General features: G+C 65.3%; 14 protein-coding genes, 1 tRNA gene and 1 pseudogene. 7 read left to right on the forward strand and 9 right to left on the reverse strand.

The genetic code is table 11. From position 1 onward, the window contains the following. Nucleotides 1–152: 152 nt before the first annotated feature. From DC31_RS11345 to DC31_RS11355, 3 genes are all read right to left on the reverse strand, one after another. Complete coding sequence (locus DC31_RS11345) at nucleotides 153–2,966, reverse strand: MMPL family transporter (protein WP_081813821.1); 2,814 nt, start codon at nucleotides 2,964–2,966, stop codon at nucleotides 153–155. Between the two features lie 35 nt (nucleotides 2,967–3,001). Beyond that, on the reverse strand, nucleotides 3,002–3,583 hold the full coding sequence (locus DC31_RS11350; RefSeq protein ID WP_051606820.1) for a TetR/AcrR family transcriptional regulator: 582 nt from the start codon (nucleotides 3,581–3,583) through the stop codon (nucleotides 3,002–3,004). A gap of 334 nt (nucleotides 3,584–3,917) precedes the next feature. Continuing rightward, nucleotides 3,918–4,631, reverse strand: coding sequence for a hypothetical protein (locus DC31_RS11355; protein ID WP_152545410.1), 714 nt, complete (start codon nucleotides 4,629–4,631; stop codon nucleotides 3,918–3,920). A 105-nt stretch (nucleotides 4,632–4,736) separates the two neighbouring features. On the opposite strand from DC31_RS11355, the gene DC31_RS11360 reads away from it, so the two are divergent. Both DC31_RS11360 and DC31_RS11365 read left to right on the forward strand, forming a co-directional pair. Next, the gene (locus DC31_RS11360) at nucleotides 4,737–4,946 is read left to right on the forward strand and encodes a helix-turn-helix transcriptional regulator (protein WP_036280139.1); all 210 of its coding nucleotides are present in this window, start codon (nucleotides 4,737–4,739) and stop codon (nucleotides 4,944–4,946) included. After that, nucleotides 4,943–5,137, forward strand: coding sequence for a hypothetical protein (locus DC31_RS11365; RefSeq protein ID WP_036280142.1), 195 nt, complete (start codon nucleotides 4,943–4,945; stop codon nucleotides 5,135–5,137). Before DC31_RS11360 ends, DC31_RS11365 begins: the two co-directional genes overlap by 4 nt. A gap of 98 nt (nucleotides 5,138–5,235) precedes the next feature. Here the strand turns inward: DC31_RS11365 and DC31_RS11370 are convergent, their stop codons facing one another. Beyond that, on the reverse strand, nucleotides 5,236–5,469 hold the full coding sequence (locus DC31_RS11370; RefSeq protein ID WP_036280145.1) for a hypothetical protein: 234 nt from the start codon (nucleotides 5,467–5,469) through the stop codon (nucleotides 5,236–5,238). 63 nt (nucleotides 5,470–5,532) lie between these two features. On the opposite strand from DC31_RS11370, the pseudogene DC31_RS20570 reads away from it, so the two are divergent. Continuing rightward, nucleotides 5,533–5,880: pseudogene (locus DC31_RS20570) on the forward strand (hypothetical protein); the annotation flags it as partial. Nucleotides 5,881–6,106: 226 nt separating this feature from the next. On the opposite strand, the gene DC31_RS11380 reads toward DC31_RS20570, so the two are convergent. Continuing rightward, nucleotides 6,107–6,196 (reverse strand) — tRNA-Ser (locus tag DC31_RS11380). Nucleotides 6,197–6,352: 156 nt separating this feature from the next. Then, nucleotides 6,353–7,021 (reverse strand): FadR/GntR family transcriptional regulator, encoded by a 669-nt coding sequence (locus tag DC31_RS11385; protein ID WP_235201454.1) that lies wholly within the window; start codon nucleotides 7,019–7,021, stop codon nucleotides 6,353–6,355. A gap of 189 nt (nucleotides 7,022–7,210) precedes the next feature. On the opposite strand from DC31_RS11385, the gene DC31_RS11390 reads away from it, so the two are divergent. The 4 genes from DC31_RS11390 (at nucleotide 7,211) to DC31_RS11405 (ending at nucleotide 11,359) form a co-directional block, all read left to right on the forward strand. Beyond that, nucleotides 7,211–8,005 (forward strand): sugar phosphate isomerase/epimerase family protein, encoded by a 795-nt coding sequence (locus tag DC31_RS11390; RefSeq protein ID WP_036280393.1) that lies wholly within the window; start codon nucleotides 7,211–7,213, stop codon nucleotides 8,003–8,005. After that, complete coding sequence (locus DC31_RS11395; RefSeq protein WP_036280150.1) at nucleotides 8,002–8,856, forward strand: phosphogluconate dehydrogenase C-terminal domain-containing protein; 855 nt, start codon at nucleotides 8,002–8,004, stop codon at nucleotides 8,854–8,856. Before DC31_RS11390 ends, DC31_RS11395 begins: the two co-directional genes overlap by 4 nt. A 63-nt stretch (nucleotides 8,857–8,919) precedes the next feature. After that, entirely contained in the window at nucleotides 8,920–9,612 is a 693-nt protein-coding gene (locus DC31_RS11400; protein WP_235201455.1) for an SDR family NAD(P)-dependent oxidoreductase, read from the forward strand. A 10-nt stretch (nucleotides 9,613–9,622) separates the two neighbouring features. Next, nucleotides 9,623–11,359, forward strand: a complete 1,737-nt coding sequence (locus tag DC31_RS11405; RefSeq protein WP_036280152.1) for a hypothetical protein — start codon at nucleotides 9,623–9,625, stop codon at nucleotides 11,357–11,359. Nucleotides 11,360–11,389: 30 nt separating this feature from the next. On the opposite strand, the gene DC31_RS11410 is transcribed toward DC31_RS11405, so the two are convergent. From DC31_RS11410 to DC31_RS11420, 3 genes are read right to left on the reverse strand one after another with little or no spacing between them, the layout of a single operon-like run. After that, the gene (locus DC31_RS11410; protein WP_036280154.1) at nucleotides 11,390–12,391 is read right to left on the reverse strand and encodes a fumarylacetoacetate hydrolase family protein; all 1,002 of its coding nucleotides are present in this window, start codon (nucleotides 12,389–12,391) and stop codon (nucleotides 11,390–11,392) included. Next, nucleotides 12,388–13,425 carry an amidohydrolase family protein gene (locus tag DC31_RS11415; RefSeq protein ID WP_036280155.1) on the reverse strand — a complete coding sequence of 346 codons (1,038 nt, stop codon included), beginning with the start codon at nucleotides 13,423–13,425 and terminating at the stop codon, nucleotides 12,388–12,390. The genes DC31_RS11410 and DC31_RS11415 overlap by 4 nt, the downstream gene beginning before the upstream one ends. Next, entirely contained in the window at nucleotides 13,422–14,558 is a 1,137-nt protein-coding gene (locus DC31_RS11420; protein WP_036280156.1) for an FAD-dependent monooxygenase, read from the reverse strand. The genes DC31_RS11415 and DC31_RS11420 overlap by 4 nt, the downstream gene beginning before the upstream one ends. Nucleotides 14,559–14,575 lie beyond the last annotated feature (17 nt).

Below are 14,575 nucleotides of genomic sequence, written 5' to 3' on the forward strand. Positions count from 1 at the left end.
AAAGTTCTGTCTGTTGCGTAACAAGACCGTGAGGATGGGCGATGCGTGATGAGACCACCGATCACGCCGATCACAAGGCCTGACGAACCTGCGCATCAGGGCGGGGTGACTGCCTGAATGGCAGCCACCCCGCCCTCTGATTCGGTCCAGCGTCAGTCCGCCTCGCGCCCTGCGCTCCGGACGATCACGACACCGCCAGTCGGTGGCTCGACCACCGCAGTACTGTCGGCATCGACGGTCACGACGAAGGATCCGACGTCGATCCGACGACGCCCGTTCTCGAGATCGTGCACGGCGACATCGAGGGTGTGCACCGCGTCGAGGGCACGGACCTGCCGGCGCAGCGACGCGGACTTCGGAGACACGAGGTGAGCGTGCTGGTTCAACTCGATCGATGTCTCCCGTGGCACGTGGGCGTCGACGTGGACCGATGCGGCATCCTCATCCAGTTGACAGTCGGCAGCATCAGGATCGTTCGCGTGTAACGCATCGACGTGGAGGTGACGGTGTTCGAGGGCGGCGCCTTCGACGTCGACGTTCGGCAGGATCCGGTCGAGCCATCGAGGCAGCCACCATGCCCATTTTCCGAGCAGATGCATCACGGCCGGGATGAACAGCAATCGGACCACGAAGGCATCCACGAGCACACCGAATGCGAGTCCGAAGCCCAGTGAGCGGATGATGGCGCTGTTCGAGAAGATGAATCCTCCGAACACCGAGATCATGATGATCGCTGCCGCGATCACAACCGTCCGACCGGCTCGTACACCTTGCTGGACCGCAATCCGAGCGGACGCTCCACGCGTATACGCCTCACGCATTCCGGACACGAGGAACAGCTGATAGTCCATCGAGAGACCGAACAGGATGCCAATGAGGACCGTGGGGAGAAAGCTCATGATCGGAGCGGGATCGTGCACACCGAAGACCTCGCTGAGCCAGCCCCACTGGAAGATCGCGGTCATCCCACCGAACGTCGCGAACAGCGACATGATGAAGCCGATCGTCGCCGTGATCGGCACCAGGATCGATCGGAACACGAACACCATGATGATCAGCGACAGTCCGATCACCACCGCGAGGTAGATCGGCAGGCTGTCTGCGAGCGTCTGCGAGACGTCGATCGCGCCGCTGGCACTTCCGGCTACTCCGAGTTCGATATTCCCGTCGAGGGGTGAGAGGTCGCGCAGATCGTGCACGAGCTGCTCGGTCGACTCGCTGGACGGTCCCTCTTCGGGGATGACCTGGAAGGCGAGCACGGTATTGTCGTCGGATGCGCCGATGGGCGCGACCGCAGAGACGCCGTCGCGATCGAGCAGTTCCTGTCCGATCTCGACCTGCTGGGCGACGAGATCGTCGTCGCTGATCGCGTCCGGTAGATCCGCGACCACGAGCAGCGGTCCGTTGACACCGTCCCCGAAATTCTCCTCGATCAGCGTGTACGCCTTGTACTGCGTCGAATCGACTGCTTCCGAGGTCCCGTCTGGGAGGCCCAAACGCATCTCGAGCGCGGGTGTGGCCACGACGCCCAGGAGGACGATGCTCGCGATCACTGTGATCCACGCGCGAGCGGTCTTCAGGGGCTTGATGTCCGCGGGCTTTTCCTGCCGCTGACCGAGGCGAGCACGAGCCTTGCGGTTCAGGACTCGTATTCCGATCAACGACAGCAGCGCCGGCGTCATGGTGATGGCGATGAGGATAGCGACCGCGACGCAGATCGCGCCGACGGTACCCATCAACCCGAGGAATGGAATCCCGGTGACGTTCAGGGCGAGCAGCGCCACCAGAACCGTTGCCCCGGCGAAGACGACAGCATTCCCGGACGTGCCGTTGGCGAGACCGATCGACTCTTGCAGATCAACGCCTTCAAGCAGCTGCTTTCGGTGTCGGTTGAGAATGAATAGGGAGTAGTCAATGCCGACCGCGAGTCCGAGCATCACGCCGAGCACGGGCGTGACGGAGATCATCTCAAGCGTTCCGGAGAGGGAGAGGGCGGCAGTGACGCCTACGCCCACCCCTACGATCGCGGTCAGGATGGGCAAGGCTGCGGCGATGACGGAACCGAGCATGACCAGCAGCGTGATCGCTGCGATGATGAGGCCCACGACCTCTCCGATGCCGAATATCTCGGGGATTTCCTGGGTGAGTTCGCTCGTGAACTCCGCTCCGACGCCGTCGGGCAGGTTCTCAGAAATGTAGTCGACGACCTCGGTCTTCGACTCGGGGTCGATCTCCTGCTGTGCCTCATCGAACGTGATGCTCGCAAGAGCTGTGCTGTTGTCATCCGATACCATCCGGATTTCGGACGACATCTCCAGCAGCCGGCTTGCCTGACCGAGTTCCTCGCCCTGTTCTTTCAACTGGGCACGGGTGTCGTCGAGGACGCCCTGTTGGGAGTCGAGCTCGGCCTGCTGAGCGTCCAGCTCGAACTGCTGAGCGTCCAGCTGTGCGAGGCCTGCCGACGTTGTGCTCTCTTCCCGGGCGGTATCGAGTTCGGTCTGAGCATCCGCGAGCATCTGGGCTGCGTCGTCGAGCTGTGCTTGTCCGTCGTCGAGTGCCGTGGTTGCGTCGGCGATCTGGGTCTTCCCGTCGGTGACTTCCCGCGCTTGATCGTCGATCTCCGCTTGGGTTACGAACGGGTCAGTCGTCGAGTCGACCCCGTCAATGTCAGCAGTATCCTCCAGAAGCACTCCGACTGCCGTTTTCTGCGCGTCGGTGAACGTGCCGTCATCGTCGGCGTGGAAAACTACCGTGCCGGATCCTCCGCTGGCGTCCGGGAAGTCCTCGGCGAGCTGGTCAGTAACCTTCGTGGTTGCAGTTCCGGGGATGGTGATAGCACTGGATAGGGCTCCGCCGAATGCCAGGAACGCCCCGACGGAGAGCCCTAGGACGACAACCCAGGCGGTGATGACCTTCCAGGCATGGCGGGCGGAGAACCGCCCGAGACGATACAATAACTCGGCCAAAACTTACTCTTTCTCTGAATGGCGGATGGGGGAAGTCAGTGCTGGGAGGGGTAGCCCGCACGGACGCTCGCGAGGAGCCGTTCGAGAAGGGAATCCCACAGTGCACGGGCATCATCGTCCGTCGTAGCCCCGGTTGCCGCGATCCATCGGTTCGCGATGACCCCGGTGCCGTGTATCAGAGAGGAGACCAGCAGCTCGGTCTCAAGGTCGTCAGTGGCCGGGTTGCGCTGCACGAGCACACGGGAGAGCTCATCCGATGTACGCGAGAAGGTCGCTTGGAAAATCTGCAGCGCACGCGGATCTCCCATATCGAAGCCACCGAGCGCCCGATACACGAATGAGAGCACGGTCGGCACATCCGTGGAGCGCAAAGCGTGGGCAACGTCGTCGAACATCGCGCTGCGCCCCCCGTCGCCCGGAGCATTCTGCTCGGCAGACTGCCGGAACGCGTCGATCACGAACTCAAGTCGCTCGGCGCACATGGTCGTGACGACATCGTCGATGGAAGCGAAATGGTTGAAGATCGTGCGGCGCGCGACATCTGCCCGGTCAGCCAACTCATCGACGCTGAAGCGAGTGACATTTCCTTCGGTCACGAGAGCCGCTGCGGCATCCATAATGGCACGGCGATGACGCGCTTTAAGGGCACTACGGCGATCAATGGGTTCGGATCGATCGACTGATTCAGAGGTTTGCACTTGATTACACTAAGTGCAAAGACGCATGAAGTGCAAGCTGGCACAGAGTGCAAGTGCTTTAGAGAGCATCAATCGAATACGTCGCCCGGAGCGATGCCCGGGAGAACTCTGGTTTCTTATACACTCAGCCTGCCGCGGCTGAGCGCGGTAAGAACATAACGTTGGCAACGAAGCCCCATACATTCATGAGGCGTGATCGACGTCGTCAGGGGTTTGAGGTCAGTTCAACTTGCTCACTGTCCTGAACTCGGCGCTACCCGGCGCGTCCGCGGCGTCCGGGAGGCAACAGCCCACGGGTACGAGTCTTGGCCACCCATCCTTGCGCGGTTGTCAGCGCAACGCCGTTGATCTGTGCCATGGTCGCGCTCGGGTTCTTATCGCCCTGCTGCACCAGACGTCCATGCTGAAGAGCGACGCGCTGGTAGAAATCGGGGACCTGCTTGGCAGTACCACCAAGAGGCTTGAGGAGGTCGCGTTCGGCGATCTTCCGCCCGCTGGGCAGGGTGATCTTTCCGCCCGTGATTGTGTGCTCGCGCTTCATGACGAACAGGCGTTTGTTGATCGCAGCCTCGATCTGCGCGGTCGGCAATTCACGGAGGAGGCGACTGGTGATGGGAGCACCGGGACCCCAGGGAAGATAGACGACTCCGGTGATGCGCACTTCCTCGGGCACGGCGAACATCTGACGCTGCAACCGGAGGAACACCCGCGTGCCGGTGCTGGTGTGCTCGATGTAGCGCCAGCGACCGTCTGCCGTCTCATTCGGCGCGGAGTCATCCCGCTCGTCCGCAACGGGAGTTGGAGGAGCCGCGTTGTCATAACCCAGGAGCGCGTCGATCTGCGTACTGGCATCGTCACTGCGCTCGCCGGGAAATCGAGTGGGCAGATGCCACCCCTCCGGCAGGTCGTCCTGCTGGATCAGACCGTCCGCGCCTTGAAGCGCATACGGAGAACCCGATTCCTTCATGCTTCCGATTGTATCGGCATGCTGCGTGAAATGATGCTCTTGCAGATACACGCGATACGTGATCTAATCGCGTGTACTAGCCAGAACGCGATCTAGGAGGTTGGCATGGGCGATACCGAGATGATCAACGCCGCCGCCCCTGCGCGCCTGTTCTACTCCGAGGAGGAGACCGCCGCCCTGCTCGGCATCCACCGCACGACACTGCGCACTCTCGCACTGGAGGGCCGGGCACCGGTGGAGCCGATTCGGCTCACCGATCACAAGCGCGTCTACCGCCGCATCGACGTCGAGCGCTTGGCGGGGGTGGTCGAATGATCGAGACCCGCACGACGAAAGCTGGCCAGACCTACTACCTCGTCCGGGTGAAGTCCGGCCGCAAGCTCGTCGCATCCAAGTCGTTCGATATCAAGCGCGACGCTGAGGCCTGGGAGCGCAACCAGAAGCATCTGTTGGAGACCGGCCGACCCCTGCCGCCAAAGCGCTCGTTCACGCTGAAAGACTGGTGACCCGGTTCCTGGAGGCACGAGAGGGTGGCAATCCGCACACCGTCGATACTGACCGGAACAATCTCGCCGCACTCCCCACCGAGTTGCTCGCCCGGCCGCTAGCCTCGATCCACGCGGACGACATCCGCACCCATCTGCTCACCGAGTTGCGTGGCGGGAAGAAGCCCTCGACGGTCGCGCGCGCGAAGACGACCCTCAGCGCCCTGTTCACCTATGCCGACGAGCAAGGGCTCCTGCACCAGCCCCATCCGGTGCGGACGATGAAGAAGATCCCCGAACTCAGTGCCGCCCAGCGTGGGATCAGCCCGAACGAGGTGCCCACTCCCCAGCATGTCGCCGCTGTGCTCACCACTCTCCGTGAACGGCGATCCGACATCGCAGATGTGTTCGAGTTCATGTCGCTGACAGGAGTGCGATGGGGCGAACTCCGCGCGATCCGCGTCGGTTGGCTCTCCGAGGTGCCGCTGCCGCAGTTGAGTGTCGAGCGCTCACACTCCGACCACTACGAGGAGAAGAGCCCGAAGTCTTGGCGCGGCACCCGCCCGGTACCGCTCTCTCCGCGCACCCTGGCGATCTTCCGCCAATATGCCGCCGGGAAGAACCCGGACGACTACCTGTTCACCAACCAGCAGGGTGGGCAGCTCTCCGTCGGCGTCGTCCGCAAGTTCCCCCTCGGCTTCCGTCGCCACGCTCTCCGTCACTACGCGGCGTCCACCTGGCTGCGACTCGGCACTCCCGTGAATGAAGTCGCCGAATACCTCGGCGACGAAGCCCGCACCGTCCTCGCCGTCTATGCACACATCCTCGGCGAAGGACAACGCCGCGACTTCGTGCGCCGCCTTGCTACGCCGAGAGCCTCGACATCGGCGGGGGTCACCTGGGGGTCACTCAGAAGGCCCCGGGCCTCGGATTCTAGCCGAGACACAGAATTAGATTCTACGAATAAACCGCTTCTGACCAGGTATTTCTTGGCGGAGACGGAGGGATTTGAACCCTCGGTACCCTTGCGGGTACTCCACCTTAGCAGGGTGGTGCACTAGGCCACTATGCGACGTCTCCAGGCATCCGGCTCGAAGGCACGGATGCGCTCGTCCATCATAACCGGTCGCGGGAACACCTACGAACCGTCGCGAAATCCATGGATCAAGTCAGCCTCCACGATGACGATGACAGGTGGGGCACCCACGCGAGCGCGACTCAATAGCGGCTCGAATCTCACTCTGCGTTGTCGGCGAAGGAATCAGCGAGCAGTCGCGCACTGGCCGTCGCCATGTGGATCGCCATGGCGGATGCCGCAGTATCCCCGTCGCCGGCACGGACTCCTGCCAGCACCGCTTCATGCTCGGCAACCGCCGTCGCCGCTTCACCCGGGTCGTGAACGGCGCGGTCGGCGTAGACCTGGAGGAGCGAACGGATGACGTGCACATGGTCGGTCAGCGTCTCATTGCCCGCCGCTTCGGCGAGCGCATGGTGGAAGTCGAGGTCTGCTTTGGCGAAGGCGGGGAGGTCGGCGATGGTCTCGCGCATCCGCCTTACGCCCTCGTCTAGGCGGGCAATAACGTCGGCATCCGCTCGCGCGGCAGCGAGACGGGCGACGTAGATCTCCAGCCCCTCGCGCAGCTCCAGCAGTTGGGCCGTGTTGCGCTCGCCGATGAGCAGCCCCCAGCGCAGCGTCTGCGGCAGGAGCTCGCTCGCCAGGCCTCGCAGGTAGGTGCCGGAGCCCGGCCGCACATCGACGATGCCGAGGATCTCGAGAGCCGCGAGCGCCTCGCGCACGGCCGAGCGGCCGACGCCGAGCGTGGCGGAGAGGTGGCGCTCGGGGGGCAGGCGGGTGCCGGCGGCGACAGAACCGCTCGTGAAGAGATCGAGCAGGCGGCGTGCCACCTCGGACACCGGCGTCGCGGAAGGCAGCGCACTCAAAGCGGCCGTGATGTCATCAACGGTTCACCGGGGAAAGCGGGCATGGGTTCAACTTACCCGGAACGTTGCAGAATTCGGGTTGCAATTGGTCAACCGGTTTGACAAAATTGCATGAGTTCGTCCATATTCAGTCGCGATCAGAAGGTGTTCACGATGATCGGCCTCGGCACCTACGCGTACTTCTGGCAGCACTCCGACCGAGTGCCGGAGCCGCTGAGCCTGATCGGTGCCTTTGAGGACACCCGCGCCCAGGGCGTCGACCTCTTCCAGATCTGCGACTACGCGCCGCTCGAGCAGATGAGCGACGGTGAACTGCGCGATGCGGCCGGAGCTGCCCGCGATCTCGGCCTCACGATCGAGCTGGGCACGAAGGGCATCGCCGGTGAGCACCTGAGCCGGTTTCTGACGCTCGCCGAGGTCTTTGATGCGCGCCTCGTGCGCAGCATGCTCTACGGCCCGCACTCCCGTCCGAGCCTGGCCGAGACAGAGGCCTGGCTTCGCCATGCTCTTCCTGCGTATGAGACCGCCGGTGTCACTCTCGCCCTCGAGACCTACGAGCAACTCGCCACGACGGATCTCGTCGGTCTGATCGACCGGATTGGCAGCGACCACCTCGGCATCTGCCTGGACCCGGCGAACGTCGTGGCTCGGCTGGAGAACCCCAAAGCATGCGTCGAGCAGACGGCCGCGCTCACCAAGAATGTGCACGTGAAGGACTTCGCCTTCGCCCGTCAGCCGGGCTGGGTCGGCTTCACCTACAGCGGCGCCTCGATGGGATCGGGGCTGCACGACTACGACCATCTCCTCGCGACGGTCCGTCCGCGCGAGCGCGGCATCAACGAGATCGTCGAGCACTGGCTGCCATGGCAGGACGATGCCGCGACCACCATCCGAACCGAGCGGGACTGGACCCGCACTACCCTGGAACACCTGAGGAGCACACTGTGAGCGAGAACTACAAGATCGCCGTCATCGGCGCTGGCGGCAAGATGGGCATGCGGGTGTCCAACAACCTAGCGAGGACCGGGCACACCGTCTGGTACGTGGAGAACTCCCCCGCCGGACAGCAGCGCACGCTCGACGCCGGCCGCGAGCTGACGGATGCGTCCGCAGCAGTCGCAGACGCCGACATCATCGTTCTCGCGGTTCCCGACTTGGCTCTCGGCCCGGTCACCGCTGACCTCGTCCCGCAGCTGCGCGCAGGCGCCATCGTGCTGACGCTCGACCCGGCCGCCGCCTATGCCGGGCTCCTCACCACCCGCGAAGACGTCATCCAGGCTGTCGCGCACCCGTGTCACCCGTCGATCTTCCTGCAGCGCGAGACGCCCGAGCAGTGGGCAGACACGTTCGGCGGCATCGCAGCCCCGCAGGATGCCATTGCAGCGATCGAGAGCGACGATGACGCCAAGAAGGCCATCGTCGAGGCCACCGTGCGCGCGATCTACGCTCCCGTCATCGACGTGCACTGGGTCACGATCAAGCAACTCGCCCAGCTCGAGCCGACCCTCGTCGAAACCGTCGCTTGCATGATCGGCGCTCTTCTCAACGAGGCACTCCAGGAGACAGTGAACACGATGGGCGTTCCAGAGGCTGCGGCGCGCAGCATCCTGTACGGCCACACCCAGGTGGCCCTCGCGAATGGCCTACGCGGCGACAACCCGTTCAGCGATGCCTGCCTCATCGCGATGGACTATGGCCGCGAGAGCCTCATCAAGGACGATTGGAAGAAGATCTTCCGCGACGATGAGCTCGACAAGAACCTTGCCCGGATGCTGCACCTCGACAAGATCGAGCGCTGAGATGGCCCGCCTCCAGGGGAAGACGGCGCTCGTCACCGGCGCGGCGCCGGAATCGGGCGCGCGGTGGCCGAGCGATTCGCCCGTGAGGGCGCGCGGGTGATCATCGCCGACAGAGACGCGGATGCTGCAGCATCCGTCGCCGCGGAGATCGGCGCTGCCGCCCGTGCCGCGGTCGTCGACATCTCTGACGAGGCCTCCGTCGAGGCGGCCTTCGCCGACCTCATCGCGGCCGGTTGGAGCCCCGACGTCGTCGTGGCGAACGCCGGCGTGCAGCTGTTCGGGCAGGATGCGAAGGCAGCGGACCTCGACCTCGACGTGTGGCGTCGAACGATCGACATCAATCTGACCGGCACGTTCCTCACGGTCAAGCACACCGTCCGGGCGATGCTCGCCTCCGGCGGCGGTTCGATTATCCTCACCGGAAGCCCCACCGGCCTCAACGGCGAAGGGCAGGACTTCACCGCATATTCTGCCTCGAAGGCTGGCATTCATGGCCTCACGCGCACAGTCGCCGCGGCATATGCCCGCGACGGCATCCGTGTGAACACTGTCGTGCCCGCCTACACAGAGACCGGACTCGTCGCGACGATATCCGACGACCCCGACTCGCGTGCGGCGATCATCGGGCGCATCCCGATCGGTCGCGCCGGAAGCCCGGCCGACGTTGAAGGCGTCATGGTGTTCCTCGCCTCGGAAGACGCGGCGTTCGCGACCGGCGCGCTGTTCGCCGTCGATGGCGGGATGACGAACCTCTGACGATCGGACGATGGCAATGACGTGGTGGCGGACGGATGCGGCGCCCTGGCGTGCACACGGCTGGAGCATCGAGGTGCGCGGCGACGAGCTCGCCGATATCCGCCGGGACGGGCGGCTGGTGCTGCGCGGCGTGCGCGCCGTCGTGCGCGACCACGGCTGGAACACTGTGCCGGTCGTCGTCGAGTCGTTCACGACCTCCCCTGACGGGCTCGAGTTCCGGCTGCGCCATGACGGACTCGGCGCACGTGTCGCAGCACTTCTGCGGGTCGACGTCCGCGGCGACGAGCTGATCGTCTCGTGGGATGCCGTCAACGAGGTGGGATTCGACACCTGCCGCGCCGGACTCGTCGTGCTGCATCCGGCGACGGATGCCGGATCGGCGGTGACGGTCACCCATTCGGACGGTTCCGCAGAGCAGACGATGCTCCCCGTTGCGATCAGCCCGCACCAGCCAACTAGAGACATCCGAGAACTGCGAATCGGCTCGACCGCCTCGATCAACCTTCGCTTCGATGGCGAGGTGTTCGAGATGGAGGACCAGCGAAACTGGTCCGACGCGTCGTTCAAGACGTACAGTCGACCGCTCTCGCTGCCGTACCCGTACCGCCTGGAAGCCGGCGAGCATCTGCGGCAATCGATCAGCGTTCGGGTGGACGCCGTGGCGACCACAGGCACCGCACCGGCCACAGGCACCGCGGCCGGTGCGGATCCCGTCATCCACCTGAACCCGGCCGGCGCGTTCCCGCAGATCGGAATCGAGGCCTGCACCGCCCCAGACCCGGTCCCCGCGGTCGCGACCGGTGCGTTCCGGGTGGTGGAGCTGAACCTCACCACTCCTAACTGGCACGCGGCACTGACCAGGGCGTCGGCCGACAAGCGTCCAATCGACGTCCGCCTCGTGACCGACGGCGATGCCGGGCTTCTCGAAGAAGCGGCGCGCTCACTCCGGGATCACGACGTGCAGCGAGTGACGCCGTTCGACGTCACGACGCACGTGAGCGACCGAGCCGTCGTCGAGGCGACGCGTGCAGCGCTCGCTTCTGCGGGCCTTTGTGTGCCGATCCTGGCCGGTGCACGCTCGCACTTCACCGAGCTCAACCGCGAGCAGCACCAGGTACCGCACGATGTGCACGGCATTGCCGTGAACACCACGCCGCTGTTTCATTCCCTGGACACCGAGCAGCTCGTCGAGGCCATCCCGATGCAGCGGCTCATCGCCGAGCAGACCGTGCGAATTGCTGACGGCTTGCCCGTGCACATCGGTCCGCTCTCGCTGCGCCCGCGCTTCAACAACGTCGCGACCAGCCCGGAACCGGCGCCGACCCGCGACGAGCTCTCTGAGGGCTACGGCGCACAGTTCACCGGGGGGGCCGACGAACGGCAGCGCGCCGCGGAACTGGCCGCGTGGGTGGTCGCGAGCGCGGCGGCCCTGGCCGTGCCAGGGGTGGTGAGCCTCTCATGGTTCGAGGCCTTCGGGCCGCGCGGGCTGCGCGACGCGAACGGCGCCTTCCCTGTCGCGGCGGCGATCGAGTCGCTCAGCGCTCTCGCCGGCGGCACTCTGCTGACTGGCAGCAGCCCGGACGGACTCGTCTGGGCGATCGGGTCGCGCAGTTCACACGAGGACATCGTGCTCGTCGCGAACCTCGATCGCGTAACGAGGAAGTTCGGCGTGCAGGTGACCGGCGGAGCGACGCAGGACGTCGTCGTCGAGCCCGGCAGCTGGACACGCATGAGCGCCGCCCGCTGACCCCGACAAACGTTCCCCGTGTCGTCGCGATCACCACGATGCAGCTCCGCTATAACGCGCGACGCGACGCCTGGAACGCGGCCGGGCAGACGGGAGCGGCGGTGCCGGTACCTGCTCCCCGACCGTGTTGACGAGTTCACCGATGCCCTCGATGATCATCCGCACCTCGTCGCCCTCCCGCAGCGGGGGCGGGGTGAGAGCCTGGTTGCGACCCCAGAGTTCACCGAGGCATCCGCCGTTGCCGACTGTTCCTGAGCCGAGCACGTCGCCGGGCACGACGCGCGAGTTGCGCGAGGCGTAGGCGACGAACTCCGGGAACGGCCAGCCGGCGTTCGACAGCAGGTCCTCGCCGATCAGCTCGCCATTGACGTACACCTCGGCGCGGAGCGCCAGGAAGCCATCGCCATCGAGATACGGCGCCACCTCGTCGCTGGTCACGATCCAGGGGCCCAGCGTCGTGCCGAAGTCTTTGCCCTTCGCCGGCCCCAGACGCACCTTCATCTCGCGGGCCTGAAGGTCACGCGCCGACCAGTCGTTCATGATCGTGTAACCGAAGATGACGGATGCGGCGGATTGCGCGTCGAGGTTCGACTCCCCCACTTCCGCATCGGCGCCGATGACGATCGCGAGTTCGAGCTCGAAGTCGAGCTTCTCGGTGACGGGCGGACGCAGCACGTCGCCAGGACCCGAGATCGTGTGCGGGTTCGTGAAGTAGAACGTCGGTGCGTCGTACCACTCCGCCGCGACGTCGCTCTTGCCCTCGACTCCGGCGCTGACTCCTTCGACGTGCTCCTCGAAAGCGACGAAGTCGCGCACCGAGGCGGGCACGACCGGAGCGAGCAGGCGCACGTCAGCCAACGACTCGCCTTCGCCCTCGACACGCTCATACAGGGCGTGCGTCTCGGCGAGACCACGCCGCAGCACGTCGGTGACAGTGAGGCCGTCGGGGAACGGCACCACGTTGCCTGCAATGATGAAACCCTCACCGACGCTCTGTCCGCTCTGTCCGCTCTCCCAGCGGGCGATCCTCATGCCTGCACCTTCCCCGTCAGCAGATCGGCGGCGTTTCCGGCCAAGATGCGCTGGGCGACCTCGGCGGAAAGCCCTGCGCCCTGCACGAACGCCACCGGGTCGTCGAGCCCCATGTCGAACGGGAAGTCACTGCCGAGAACCACCCGGTCGGCGCCAGCGACCTCGATCAAGTGCCGGAGCGACGTGGGACTGTGCACGACCGTGTCGAACCAGATCTTCTTCAGATAGGTCGATGGTGCCTCGGCGCAGCGCTGCGCCTCGGGCCGCACGGCCCAGGCGTGGTCTGAGCGTCCGATCGCGAATGGCAGGTAGCCTCCACCGTGCGCCGCGATGATCTTCAGCTTCGGATGCCGGTCGAGCACACCCGCGAAGATGAAGTGCGAGAGCGCCACCGCGTTCTCCGTCGGCTGCCCGACCGTGTTGGCCAGGTAGAAGCGGTCAAGCCGCTCGTCCAGGCTGCAGCCGAACGGGTGCAGGAAGATCACGCAACCGAGTTCGGCGACACGCGCCCAGAACGGCTCGAGCCGCTCATCCGAAAGCTCGACATCGCCGGCGAACGAGGATATCTCCACGCCGGCCAGTCCCCGCCCGAGCACGGCGTCATCGAGGCACTCCACAATCCGCTCCGGATGCTGCAGCGGGACGAGTCCGAGCCCGACGAGGCGGTCCGGAGCCTCGGCCACGTGCTCGGCCACGAGCCTGTTCGCCTCGTTCGCAGCCCAGACCGCGAGGCCCTCCGGAGCCCAGGGGTAGAAGTGGTTGGGCGACGCGCTCACCCACTGCACCTCGACGCCCTGCTGGTCCATCGCGGCAAGCCGCTCAGTGACCGAGGTGAGTTTCGGGATGCGGGCGCCGACCATGGGGCCGGACACAGCCGCGCTCTCCGCACCGTTGCGCTTCAGCTCCAGTGCGGCAGCCTCGGCGACCAGCTCTGGCACTCGCGCCTCCACCGCCGCCTGGATCGACGGCAGGAGGAGATGGGCGTGCACATCCGTCACGCGGGCGTCAGCGGTCCGCTCGTTCTCAACGGTCATGCCGGTTCCGCCATCTTCTTCGCGATCCCAAAGATCAACCCGCCAGCGTCGGCGTCGCGATCGCCGTCGATCTGCCACTGCGCGAGTTGCGAGGACGCTTCAACAACAGCCGTCGCCCTGGGGAGTCTGCGGCGGTGGAACTCATCCCACAGCGCCTCGTCGACAGCATCTGCCGTGACCAGAAGCTCGGCGAGAACGACGGCATCCTCCAGGCCCTGCGCCGCGCCCTGCGCGATCGTGGGAGGGCAGGAATGCGCGGCGTCGCCGATGATCACGACGCGTCCGCGATTCCACGGTGCATCGACGATGTGCCGCGTGAACCAGGTGTAGTTCGCGTGCGCACCCATCTCCAGGTCGGTGCGAATAGAGTCCCACGGGCCTGCATAGGCTCGAGACTCCTCGAGCATGATGCGTGTGGCCTCCTCGTCGGAGTGACCGAATCGGTCCTGCGCCTTCTCGACCAGGAACGCATACATCGAGTTCTCGCCGGTGGGTGTGTAGCCGGCAATGTACACCGGTCCGCCGTAGTACAGCTCGCTGCGCTCGACCTCGGCCGGACGTGACACGAAAGTGCGCCAGATGCCCATGCCGTTCTGCTCGGGCTTGGTCTCGATCCCGATGAGTCCACGGACTGTCGAGTGCAGACCGTCGGCGCCAATCAGCAGATCGTATGCTCCGGCGGATTCGCCATCCACGAACACCTCGACGGAGTCCGGTACGCTCGCGTCGATTGCCGTGACCTTCGCGCCGAAGACGATGTTCACGCCCGCCGCCTGTGCGTGGGAGAGCAGGATGCGCGCCAGTTCGGCACGCGGCATCCCCATAGCGGCCGGGTAGTCGGGGCCACCGGTCTTGACGTCGGGAAGCGATGCGACGATCGGTGCATCGGGTCCGGGAGCTCGGAAGTTCAGTCCCTCGAACGCGTAGCCGGCATCCCGGATGTCGTCCCAGGCGCCAAGCGCGTCGAAGCAGCGCAGTGCGTTCCCCTGCAGGGAGATGCCCGAACCGAGGCCACTCAACTCGGGCTTGGCTTCGAAGACGTCAACCTCGATGCCCGCCTTTGCCAGCTGAATCGCTGCGGCGAGTCCCGCGACGCCGCTGCCGGCGATCGCGACCTTGGATACTGCGGTCATGTCAGAACCTCTCTGTT

Origin of the sequence: Microbacterium sp. CH12i, assembly GCF_000685355.1 — a bacterium.
Taxonomy (GTDB): Bacteria; Actinomycetota; Actinomycetes; order Actinomycetales; family Microbacteriaceae; genus Microbacterium.

Coding starts and splice junctions, on each gene's coding strand:
- DC31_RS11410 (WP_036280154.1), bottom strand. CDS start 12,391: ATGAGGATCGCCCGCTGGGAGAGCGGACAGAGCGGACAGAGCGTCGGT.
- DC31_RS11370 (WP_036280145.1), bottom strand. CDS start 5,469: ATGCTGGGGAGTGGGCACCTCGTTCGGGCTGATCCCACGCTGGGCGGC.
- DC31_RS11350 (WP_051606820.1), bottom strand. CDS start 3,583: ATGGATGCCGCAGCGGCTCTCGTGACCGAAGGAAATGTCACTCGCTTC.
- DC31_RS11360 (WP_036280139.1), top strand. CDS start 4,737: ATGGGCGATACCGAGATGATCAACGCCGCCGCCCCTGCGCGCCTGTTC.
- DC31_RS11355 (WP_152545410.1), bottom strand. CDS start 4,631: ATGAAGGAATCGGGTTCTCCGTATGCGCTTCAAGGCGCGGACGGTCTG.
- DC31_RS11415 (WP_036280155.1), bottom strand. CDS start 13,425: ATGACCGTTGAGAACGAGCGGACCGCTGACGCCCGCGTGACGGATGTG.
- DC31_RS11365 (WP_036280142.1), top strand. CDS start 4,943: ATGATCGAGACCCGCACGACGAAAGCTGGCCAGACCTACTACCTCGTC.
- DC31_RS11420 (WP_036280156.1), bottom strand. CDS start 14,558: ATGACCGCAGTATCCAAGGTCGCGATCGCCGGCAGCGGCGTCGCGGGA.
- DC31_RS11390 (WP_036280393.1), top strand. CDS start 7,211: ATGATCGGCCTCGGCACCTACGCGTACTTCTGGCAGCACTCCGACCGA.
- DC31_RS11405 (WP_036280152.1), top strand. CDS start 9,623: ATGGCAATGACGTGGTGGCGGACGGATGCGGCGCCCTGGCGTGCACAC.